This is a genomic window from Glutamicibacter sp. NPDC087831 (assembly GCF_044742845.1).
Taxonomy (GTDB): domain Bacteria; phylum Actinomycetota; class Actinomycetes; order Actinomycetales; family Micrococcaceae; genus Glutamicibacter.
Genome location: NZ_JBIUVH010000005.1, coordinates 313,411 through 324,842, shown reverse-complemented (window position 1 = coordinate 324,842; position 11,432 = coordinate 313,411). Strand labels below are relative to the sequence as shown.

Here is an 11,432-nt window from a genome sequence, read left to right as displayed (position 1 = left end):
GGTCAGATCGTGCAAAAACTTCGGAGCGGAAGCCCTGGAGAGGGGCCACAATCGGGTGCCGACGCCGCCGGCGGGGATCACGCCGTGGAATCGGGACATCAGATCTGAATTCAAGTACGCACTCCAAAATTTCTGTGCCGGGACAAAAGCCTTCCGCGCAATATAACGGATTGCGAATAATACACTGCCATTAGCTCTGACTCTTCTCTACTTGGAAGGGAAGTCTTTGTTAATGGCACGAACAACAGCATGGACTCCTTCGTATGCTTCAAGACGTAAAGTCTTCAGAGCATCTTCAGAGATGGGCATATCGGCCAAGCGGACCTTTTGCAAAAGGTTCTCATCGGTCGCACTGGACAGTAGAGGGGTACGTCCCAATCGACGATAGAGATTACGTGACTTTGAAGTCGAAGAGAGTACTACGGAAGAAACCCCGTAAGTAGTGGCAACAACTGTTCCATGGAATTTATTTGAGATGAGTGTATGCAGTCCACCGATTGCGGAGCTGATCTCATCGATATTCTCGCTATCGAAGATAATCTGATTCTCTAGAGGGAAATCCTTTGCGACTTGCAGATCGGCCGCTCGGGTGCGCCCCGTGCCCATCACGATGTTCATGATGTCAAAGCCCTCTTTTTGGAGTTCCCTACACGCGTTTAGCAAGACTGTCGGATCGGAGCCCGCGCGGTGAGTACGAAGAGAAATGCCAATTGTTGGTTTCTCGAACTTCTTAGCAGGAGGATAAACACCACTAAATGCCAGATCAGCATGATGGCGGACCTCAACATTAGGAGTAAGTTTCTTCCGAATCCACTCCGCACTCTCGACATCTCGCGCCGAAATGTACTTCACGTTCTTGTGCTGGAAGAAAGTACGCAGACGGCTCATGACGTCTTCAGCTTCGTGCTTAATCCAAGTTGGAACTCCTACACCGGAAATGTATATAGGCCGGTTTAGCCATGCTTTGTTCCAGTAAAGTGGAGAGATCTTGTTCGGGATGACCAAGTCACCGCCACCGATAACGATTGCATCGACTTCTTTAGCTATTTCGACTGCAGAGCGTGAGAAATACGGGTACTCCAACTTGTCGTGCAGAAGCCTTGTCTCATGCACTGAACCGATCGAATTTTCCCAAATGCGGTGGAAGAGCTCATCTCCATAATTGCCCCATCCGAAGAATCCTACTAAGCCAATTTTAGCCACGGTCTATTTTCCTTGCTGCTCGTATAGTTCACTAATAATGCGTGAAAGCATCATTTTTCCAAAAGTCTTATTCATATGATAAAAGTCGCGACGTTTGAAGAATCCCCGCTCATCAGGTGCGTCTGGCTGGCCTAAGCATAATGAGGTTTTGGTCCACATAAATCCGCGCTTACTTTCTTCGGGCTGTTCAATTACCCGGATCCCATTGGATATAAATCGATTTTTTTGAGATTCATAATTCTCTAACAAATATCGTTCAGCCTGGTTATCGTTGAACGCGTGAAACGCTTCTAGTCGCTCACCAGATTCAGTTCCGGCCCATTCGGCAGGCAATGGTGCAGGCACCAACGTCACGGGCTTGTCGGTTACACGTCTAAGGATTGAAATTAAGCGAGAGGCTTGCGATTGCGCAATACGATGATTCGTATACGAAATGGACACCTCTGGAGTTAGTAATTGCCCGCCCAGATCAAACGGTAAATCGTCAGGTTGGTATTCTTTCCAACTCTCGATCATCGACACAACAGAGAATCCGAATCCAAGAACAACAAAATGGTCCCAATCCTCCGCAAAAACGGTAGATTCGGAAGTACTGGTGGCCTCAATTTTGACCATGTCCAGCGTAGCCACATCTTTCGTTCCGACTATCTTTAAGGGCTGGTTTCCATAGGTTCTCGAAATATAGAACTTACGTTCCTCAGTTGAAGACTCAGGCTTAACCCCGTGCGAAGTAACTGCAAGAGGGGCAAGATGTGAATTACCGATAAAACAAATTTTCATTTCGCAAATATCTCCAAAAGCGAATCGTCACAAAATACCTGTTCGTCTGCGATACGTTCTTGTTTTGCCGTCAACGAAGAATTTTTGACTGGTATATGTTCAGAGAAGAAGTAATTCATAACCTTTTCCACCGCTTCAGGCTTGACATTGCGTCCAGTCTCATCAAAAGGGGAATTTTCGACGTAGCTTGACGAGATAACCTCGTAGGACGGGAAATAATCGACGTCCTGGCACCGTCTAATTATCTCACCAGCGGCAGCTCTAAGTACCGCCTTAGAGTACGTCGTCGCCGTGAGCACATGGTCACTGGTTGCAGTGGCGGCTAGAGGAACTGGAGAGACAGTAAGGATAAACTTGATTCGAGGATTAACTCGACGAGCCAAAATACGGAACTCCAGAAAATCTCGCACAACCTCTGTGTAATCAAAATTCTTAAATTCGTACTTTTCAGAATCATAGGAACCAGCGACTGTTCCGGGAGCAGTTGGATAGACAGTGCCATCCACCTTTGACACCCATCCTTCAGTCAGCCCCATCGTGAAGACAAAAACGTTAGCTTGCTTCAACAATTCAAGAACACGTCTGAGGTGGACTTTACGATGTCTTAGTACCAATTCGGGGCTATCGTGCCCTCCGGGGAAAATCGTAGGACGAAGTGCATCATAAAACTTCCCATCACGCTCCCAGACGACTTCCGCGGGTACTCGGTCACCCATGGCCTCTCGCGCAATTTGTGACAGTTGACGAGCGTAATAGATATTTCCATAACGGGCTGAATAAATTCCGTAGCCATGTTCCATAGCCCCAGATTTAGTTAGATTCTCCGGGGCCGGCTCAACGTCAACGACATTATATCCATTTGACCGCATGTACTTGGCGATGTGCTGAGCGAAGCAGCTTCCTGCGGTTGCAATGCGGTCAGTTGCTTTGATTTCGAAGCGTTTTTTGTACAAATCGGGAATCGTCGCCACTGAAGAAGTGCGCATACCGGTCTTCCAGTACGTCCGTCTCGGGTTGCCTCTATAAGGCGACTCAGGAACCGGAAAATTCTGCGTACTTGTCATATCAGAAGCTCTCTGCCGTATATAGTTCAGACTCGATCAGTCTAGCAAATGATAGCTCAGAAGCTTCCCTATGGAGCTCCTTGCAAATTGAAGGGGTAACGACAGATCCGCCAGTTTGGAGTTCGCTTCTTCCAAAATTGGCTGACAAACATCTCCCAAGCCATGTGTCTGAGCAATCTCAAATCCAGTTCGAGTTAGCTCGGATAATGTTTCTCGGTCCTTGTGCAGCATATGTCCTCGTTTCCTTGCTAATTCAGCGAGGACGAAGGAGTAACCGTTGACTACTTCATCAGCACTACCTTCAATCTCAAATTTGTAGATTTCATCTGGATGAATCCGCCCACCAAGTGTCGATAGCCTGGCATCTACTTCCGGAGAAGAAATGTTCTTGCGGTCATCGTCATAACGATGCGAAGCCATTTGTGGACTGATTAGTGAAATAATGTCATGAATTACGCCGAGCGACTTGCCGGATCGTACTGTCCCTTTCCAACTTTCCGAACGAGCTAGGCCTACGAGTTTCCTATTCATAAAAGGTCTGACCCCGATCATAGACGTCGTGACAAACCGTCCGCTATGTAGGGCATTACGGTGGCCCAGATAATGCCATTCAGATGCTATAGGGTCATCGAAGTCGATGCCCATCTCCAACATTGCTACTTCCGTTTCGGCATAAAACGCATCAGCAACGTTCTTGTTCTTGATTGTCCGATGAATTTGAGACATCGAACGCCATCCGTATTGCCCCTTTGCCAATTCAGCACCATGACCTCCAATATTGAACGTCGGATGCTCGGTTACGATACGGTCAGGAAGGACCATAAAATCGTAAAGTCCCGAGCTAGATAAGTACCAAAGACCTAGCGGATTCTCGACGCGTTCGATCTTTCGAGTAGCTGCGTCAGGAATTTGCCTGTTGAGAGGTAATTTGTGGATTTCTGCTAGTTCCGCGACAACTTCGAAGTCTTTCTGATGCTGCGGGGCCGAATTCTGACACGTGATTTTTGCCTGACTCTTTAGTTCCTGAGATAAGGTCACCGATGCAATATTTACACGCGAATCTAGCCCGCCGCTCACGGCCATATTTACACGCGCCGGACCCAACGATGCCAAACTGGACAACAAACTTACGTATTCAACGGTATATTCACGAAGACTCTGTTCATAAGATGGACCAGCGTCGGCCCCAAAAATCTCGGGTAGGTTGCCACTTTGTAAATGAGCAACCAATCTTTTACCAAGCTCCACTCGCATGGTGGAGCCCACCGGTACCATTTTAATCTGGTCAATCATGGTATTGCTACTAAGCATTTGTCCCGCCATGGCATTTGCCCAGGTACGAGCAGTCACGGAGGTCACATCAACAGTAATCGGCATTGACAGGATTCGTCTGCTTTCTCGCAAGACGTAAATCGAATCCGAAAATAGTGCGACGTCACTAGCAACTGTCCTAAACAAAGGGCAGAGACTAAAGAGGTCGTTCGAGATCTCAACTTTGTTTGATTCTTGGTTCCAGGCGCAACTTACGTAGCACCCTTCGACCGATTTGAAGCTCAACGATCTTTTGTCAACAACTGATGAACTACTTGAATTACCACTGAAAATAACCTTCCTCTCTGTTTCATTAAATATGGCATACCCACGGAAAAACACCTTATTCTTGAAATCAGTTTCACTCTCAGCTCCACGGCTTACAATAAGAATTTTGTAACCGTTACTGAGATCTTGTTCAGCCACTTCCGAACTATATTTTCTATTAATAGATTCGTTGGACATTAATGACGAACGAATCTTGTCAATCTTGGATTTGACGCCAACAGCTATAAGATAATTAGACATGAGCACTTCCTTCATAGAAGCCGATTTATGGGAAATTTAACTGACGGATTGCATTCATCAGCCCAGTTACATGCGAAATTTCGGCATTCGCTAAATCTCGAACATGCTTTCTTGTAAGGCTTTGCACAGAACTTGACAGGCTGGTCCTGTCAACTAGTGGTTCTAACAGATCGATTAATTCGGGAGGAATTGCTCCTGAAGGAGAATATCGCATCAACCCAAGTGACTTCGACGTATCTCGCAGCGAAACGTATGGAATCCCATATTTGGAAGCGACCACAAGCGCATGGAACTTCGCGCTCATCACCAGATCCATTTTGCGTAGGTGATCAAGCATTTGAGCGGTGTCGTCAAACGACTCAGCGTATTCCCCTAAACCATGTCGTTTAAGATTATCAATCTCTCGTTCACGCTGATCGCCAGTTGCTAGCACCAATATTGATGCAACAATTCTCCCCTCGGAATGCGCAGCAAGAAGACTACCCCAGATCTCTAAATCAGATTCCGTAATTTGTTTTTTATTAAGGACGAATGCGACCCTTGGCACGGCATTAACTCTTCCGTCGATTCCGTTGGAGGGAGTAGTGTCCGCAAAAACTAAATCGGGAACTATTCGGACTGGAACTTTAGGCCTGATATTTTGACTTATCCACTCGGCACTTCGTTCATCTCGCGCGCTCAATGACAGAATGTTATTTGAACTAAAGAACTTTTGAAGGCGTGGTATAACATCTGGGCGATTTGTTTTTGACTCTTCAGCGACCCCAATACCAGACACCACAATCGGTTTGGCAGTCCATGCACCATTCCAATAAAGGGGTGAAATTGCTTCGATTCTGATCAAATCACCTCCACCAATTATGACGGCATCGACTGATGATGCTTTAGCAACAGCCGACTTCGTAAAATAGGGCTTCTCGATTAAGTCATTCATACGTACTAGCTCGTACTGAGACAATGTTTCGCGCCAAATATTGAAGAACAATTCATCGCCAAAATTTCCCCATCCGAAGAATCCGACTAAACCAATACGCAAAGCACAACTCCCAAGTATCCGACACTAGATGACCTCCAGGGCTCTCCGTGACCTTCGATTAGTGATGAAAAATATTCTAATTTCATTCAGTTTCAATACAATAACAGCAGAACCAAAAATTCAGTTACTCACCGTGTGAACCACTTCACGACCCTATTCTATCAACTGACTGAAGGGGCTTTATTCTGCAACGACCCAAAACGCGCCCATTAAACATAGAACGGATTCCAGTGATTTGGATTGGAAAAGTGATGAAGACCTTTGAAGTGAATCTTGTTATCAGGCAAGTCCTCAACGAATACGCTTCCGCAGATTCCAGAACTCTGTAGAGCCGACGTTCTAGGGTCTGTTTTATCCTCCTGCGGCTTCCCTTTTCCTCTTCTTTACCGCCACGTATGTCTCAATGTAGGACAGGACCCGTCGACATACGCAATCAGGATCAGCGCAGCGGCATGCGGCGCCCTGTTCAGTTACAGGTTTCCACTGCTGTTCAGCAGAGGTAATTGGAAGCATCTGTGCGTTGTGCAGTCTCGTAACTTCGTCGATACAGTATCTCGCTGGTTCATGGACAATCGATCTCATGACTTTGTGGACAAACGGTCTCATAAGATCGTGGACACCCTGTCGCATACCTTGGTGGAGGTTCGAGTCGTGACTTTCAAGCACGCTCAATCGCTTGCGTACTGCGCTCTCTCCACGACCCGGAGCCATGATCACCAGCTATGATCCGACACAGCCTGAAACCTTGATCGTCAGCGAATTCTGCAAGTCACCGAATATTTCGCGAAGCATCAACTACCGCCTACTTGAACGGGCCTCCCAAGAATCAGCTGGCGAACTCCAACCGCGTTCGCGAGCCCCGAAGCAACCTTCCAGACCCTACGTTCCCTAAGTGATCAACGATCTGGTCCGGATCCGCAAAGAGCATAAAGAAGATGGTTGGGACTATCAACCGATAACCATCCATTTCGCAGCGACCATCCTTGAAGTTCCCGGCGGCCGAATCCCTGCCGTTGCGGCGATTGCACGGTTGCTGGACAGTGTCGGGCAAGTTGAACGCAGTCCACGCAAACGCCACAGATCCTCCTGCGTTCCCTGCGTACGTTCAACTGCCATAGCCGCTGTGGCAACTAGATGCGTTCGAATACAGAACCGGTTACGACCAGGTAGTAACGATCAACCACCTCATCGACGACGCGACGCAATTCGACGTGGCAACCAGTGCGTACTCGCGCCAATAGAACAGTGGCGACGCGCAGCAAGTACTCTCCAGTGCCAATTATGGAGTCCGAGCCGCCCAAGGAAGTCCTCAGTGATATTTCCAAGACACTAAATCAGCTGCGTGGCGGCACCGTTGGCACCGTTGGCACCGTGGAAGCTTATTTGGCTCTACAGATAGGCCTACCGATCACCGGGCTACCCTGCCGACCAACTACCCAGGGTAAGAACGAGCGTTCGCACCGGACCCTGCAGCAATTCCTTATAGCCAACAGACCACGGAATCTCACGGACGTGCAGAAACTGCTTCAACGTTACCGTGAGCACTACAACATGAGCAGCCCGCACCAGTCGTTCAATCAAACCATCCAGCACAAATGGTTTGGGAGTTGAGGGAGCACACGCCGGCCACCGAACCAGTAACGATGGTGTTTTGAAAGCGAAGCGGCCGAGTACTTGATGAAGCATCGAATCGGCTGCTCCTCGGTGGACCGCGCTGACCTAGTCGTTTCGAAAACTGGTGACAGCCTGACGAAGATCAGGGACGAGCAGCAATCGGAGATGGAACTGGAAATCCATCCACTACTGATTCGGGTCAGTAAGGATAATAGCCAAGCCCACTATCGTGGCAAGCGGCTTTCACTACTGCAGACCTATGCCAGACCCAGGTACTGATAACCATCACAGACGACGAAATTATTTCGTTGAATCCCCATACCGCGAAGGTGGTCCTAAGTTTCCCGTTATCTCCAGTTGCTTTGCGTGTTCATGGGCGTTTTGTGGCTTCGTTTTCGATCAGAGGAATTCACTTTGCGATTCCGACCAAGCAATAGAGGCGGAAATCCGCCGACTATCGACCGCAGTACGAAGCGAGGAAAGCCGACAAGCCTGAGGCATTTGATTACCTTTAGTTCGTAGCTACTGACGGCGTCCAAATCCACGCCGCCAGTAGCTGTGTACAAAGTCGCCAAATCGATTGTCCACGAAGCAGTAAGACCCTGGGTCTACGAAGTAACGAGATGACACATCGGGTACGCGCACAGGTGCTACCAAATACATCTGCTAATCAACTGCTTTTCGTCGAATGACACCCTATGGCCTATAAAGCCGTTGGGCTGGGGTTTACACCAGCCAGCGACACATAGACGGCCTCCGAACGCAGATTTCCAGAATGCGAGCATGCAGCCACCCAACTGACTACGACGACCGAACCAAATCCCTTAGGTTCACGAATTCATTTCTTTCGATTAGCTTCATGAGCGAAGTCATGGCAGACGTGTTTTTCTTGATTCGAGAACCGAGTCAAATAGTTCGGGGGCCGACATACTGTTTCTCGGTGTTTGATCTTATATTCGAGGATTTTGCCCCGATACACCAACGAGCAATTTTCAAAAGTCGTTCAAGGGTCAGTATTCAATTAGTGTTGACAGGAGGGTCGTGGGCCCATTGACAGACTTCGTCTGTTCGACACTGTGCATGTCGGGAGTCGTTATCAATCATGTAGTGCAGCACGGGTGCCCGACTGAGGTTGTTTTCCTGAATATTTGCTAACTGTGGTGCTCAAGAGCATCGCCTGAATCCCAAGAAATCGCCTCCCTCAAGCCAGTGCACTACTTCAGCGGCCTGCTGCTACTGGCCAATCTTGCATGATCGACATTCTCTGACCGGTTCGAATGTCTGGACCGGCCCGATCCTGGCGCAGAGCTGAAAGTTACTATCATCGCCTCATTTGCGTGCAGCAAGCAACTCCATGGATTCCGGCCGGTTCTGTTAGACGTCCAGGCTGGGAGGCGGAAAAAATAGCTCTCGGCCTCATTCGTGCACTCGGTACTCGATTAGAAGAGAATTCGAAACGACACTGGAACCTGTGCCGATGTGAACATGGGCGGATCATTGGAACCCGTCAGGCCGGCGATTCGACGTGGCAGCACCGGATACAGTTCATCTCAGCAACGTGATAGAGGCCCGGGTTGATCAGAGCATGCTCATTCTCTCCCTTATCGTGAATCTGTCCGAGCACAAGATCATCAGTTCACGCTGGCCCCTCGCCGACCATTAGCTTTCACGAGTCAACGCCTGTCCAGAGACTAAGGCGAGCCGTACTTTAGTATGAAGTTGCTGGTGCATAACGATCTAAGGTTCGCTATCAGCATCCGACGTGGAAATACTTATTGAAGGACCAGGATGCGGTGAAGTCCATCTCGCACTAGAGCAATTGCTACGAAAACTCGGCTATTCTGAAATTCTATAGCCAGTTAGAGTCAGACACATTCCGTGGCGAACGATTTATAAATGCTAGCCAGCACCAGGAACAGAACAAAGCGTTTATACCAGTAGAAGAGCACTAAGCGGCGTCAAGAATGGCTGAAGGGTACGGCACCGATCGATATCGATGCCATACCCTTGCTGCCTCATGCGGGACGATTGTTCAGCTAGTGCGATCTTATTGGACTAGTTCGGTGCACAACTGAACTGATAGGAGCTACACGCATTTAGTCAGCCAAGTTGATCTCTCGCGCCACGCTCGCACCGATGGCAGCGCCAACGACATCCAGAACGCCTTGAGGCAGTGCCGAATCAATGTTGATGACTGCCAAGGCCTCTGCCTTCTTTTCATCGCGCGATACCTGCATACCGGCAATGTTGACCCCCTGCTCCCCCAGCACATTACCCAAAGAGCCAACGACGCCTGGACGATCCGCGTAGCGAACGACGATCATGTGATCCGAAATAGGAATTTCGATTTCGTGGCCGTTGATGCCTACGAGCTTCTCGATCTGCTTAGGACCGGTCAAGGTACCCGCTACAGCAAGCTGGGTGCCCTCGTTGGTGGACCCCTTGATGGTCAGCTGGTTGCGGTACTCAGGCGAATCGGGGGTGGTGATCAGTCGGGTGGCAACTCCACGCTGTTCAGCCAAGACCGGTGCATTCACGTAGGAGACCTGATCCGAAACTACGTCCATGAAGACGCCCTTGAGTGCCGAGAGCTCCAGAGCCTTGACATCCAGTGACGCGATCTCGCCGGCAACTTCAACGTCAATGCTGGTCAGGGAGCCGGAAGTCAATGCGTTGAAGATACGGCCCAGCTTCTCAATCAGCGGGATACCAGGGCGCACGTTCTCATCGATGACGCCGCCAGCAACGTTCACAGCATCCGGGACCAATTCGCCGGCCAGTGCCAGGCGAACCGACTTGGCTACCGAGACGCCAGCCTTTTCCTGTGCTTCATCGGTTGAAGCGCCAAGGTGCGGGGTGACGGTGACGTTCTCGAATTCGAAGAATGGAAGATCGGTGCTTGGCTCCTTGACGAACACGTCAATGCCAGCGCCTGCAATCTCTTCATTCTTCAATGCTTCGTAAAGCGCATCTTGATCCACCAGACCGCCACGGGCCACGTTGACCACGTATGCGGACTTCTTCATCTTGGTAAAGGCATCCTTGCCCAGCATGCCCAGGGTTTCCGGAGTCTTTGGCATGTGGATGGTGATGAAGTCGGCCTCAGCCAACAGCTCGTCCAAGGTCAGCAGGGTGACACCCAGCTGTGCTGCACGGGCAGGAGTGACGTATGGGTCGTAGGCAACGATCTCCATGCCGAAGCCCTGCAGGCGGGCAGCAACCAGTGCACCGATGCGGCCCAGGCCGATAATGCCGGCCTTCTTCTCGAAGAGTTCAACGCCGGTGTAGGCGCTGCGCTTCCATTCGCCGTTCTTCAGCGATGCGTTGGCAGCAGGAATGCGGCGTGCCAGGGACACGATGTGGCCCACGGTCAATTCAGCCGCGGAGATGATGTTGGAGGTTGGAGCGTTGACCACCATGACGCCAGCCTGGGTGGCTGCCTTGATGTCTACGTTATCCAGGCCCACGCCGGCACGGGCGATAACCTTCAGGTTCTTTGCTGCGGCGATAGCTTCGGCATCCACCTGGGTTGCGGAGCGAACGAGGATTGCATCTACCTCGGCAATGGCTTCGAGCAGCTGGGAGCGGTCAGCTCCGTCGGTCTGACGAATTTCAAAGTCGGGGCCGAGAGCAGCAACGGTTGCTGGGGAGAGTTGTTCGGCCAGAAGTACGATTGGCTTGTTGTCAGACACGGGTGTGGCACCTTTGCGATTTCTTGGGCTGATGCTTGCATGGAGGCAGCTGTTTTCCACTGCCTACATTTCCAGAGTAGCGCTATGCATCCCCCGTTTTCCCTCGAATTCATGCATGTTACGCAGGGAAAAACCGACTTTGTGAAAACTTTCACTTATTGGATAGGATGTATCGAATGCCGGTGCGAAACATTACGTTTCCGC

Annotated in this window: 7 protein-coding genes and 1 pseudogene; 1 reads left to right on the top strand and 7 read right to left on the bottom strand. The window is 49.8% G+C overall.

From position 1 onward, the window contains the following. From ACIOJF_RS16225 to ACIOJF_RS16200, 6 genes are all read right to left on the bottom strand, one after another. Positions 1–99: sugar phosphate nucleotidyltransferase (locus ACIOJF_RS16225; protein WP_388025851.1), on the bottom strand; the 99-nt coding region annotated here is incomplete at its 3' end. Between the two features lie 108 nt (positions 100–207). After that, entirely contained in the window at positions 208–1,203 is a 996-nt protein-coding gene (locus ACIOJF_RS16220) for a polysaccharide pyruvyl transferase family protein (protein ID WP_388025699.1), read from the bottom strand. 3 nt (positions 1,204–1,206) lie between these two features. Next, complete coding sequence (locus ACIOJF_RS16215) at positions 1,207–1,983, bottom strand: hypothetical protein (protein WP_400290986.1); 777 nt, start codon at positions 1,981–1,983, stop codon at positions 1,207–1,209. Continuing rightward, positions 1,980–2,969: a GSCFA domain-containing protein gene (locus ACIOJF_RS16210; protein ID WP_402741891.1), complete on the bottom strand. Its 990-nt coding sequence runs from the start codon at positions 2,967–2,969 to the stop codon at positions 1,980–1,982. The genes ACIOJF_RS16215 and ACIOJF_RS16210 overlap by 4 nt, the downstream gene beginning before the upstream one ends. Positions 2,970–3,083: 114 nt before the next feature. Then, on the bottom strand, positions 3,084–4,886 hold the full coding sequence (locus ACIOJF_RS16205) for a hypothetical protein (protein WP_402741890.1): 1,803 nt from the start codon (positions 4,884–4,886) through the stop codon (positions 3,084–3,086). A gap of 25 nt (positions 4,887–4,911) precedes the next feature. Then, the gene (locus tag ACIOJF_RS16200; RefSeq protein ID WP_402741889.1) at positions 4,912–5,922 is read right to left on the bottom strand and encodes a polysaccharide pyruvyl transferase family protein; all 1,011 of its coding nucleotides are present in this window, start codon (positions 5,920–5,922) and stop codon (positions 4,912–4,914) included. A 676-nt stretch (positions 5,923–6,598) separates the two neighbouring features. Here ACIOJF_RS16200 and ACIOJF_RS16195 point away from each other — a divergent pair. Further along, positions 6,599–8,051, top strand: a pseudogene (locus ACIOJF_RS16195) (integrase core domain-containing protein). Between the two features lie 1,581 nt (positions 8,052–9,632). Here the strand turns inward: ACIOJF_RS16195 and serA are convergent. Further along, entirely contained in the window at positions 9,633–11,228 is a 1,596-nt protein-coding gene (gene serA / locus ACIOJF_RS16190) for a phosphoglycerate dehydrogenase (protein ID WP_400290978.1), read from the bottom strand. Positions 11,229–11,432: the final 204 nt, after the last annotated feature.

Excerpts from the sequence above, each read along its gene's own strand:
- ACIOJF_RS16215 (WP_400290986.1), bottom strand. The coding sequence starts at position 1,983 with ATGAAAATTTGTTTTATCGGTAATTCACATCTTGCCCCTCTTGCAGTT.
- ACIOJF_RS16210 (WP_402741891.1), bottom strand. The coding sequence starts at position 2,969 with ATGCGCACTTCTTCAGTGGCGACGATTCCCGATTTGTACAAAAAACGC.
- ACIOJF_RS16205 (WP_402741890.1), bottom strand. The coding sequence starts at position 4,886 with ATGTCTAATTATCTTATAGCTGTTGGCGTCAAATCCAAGATTGACAAG.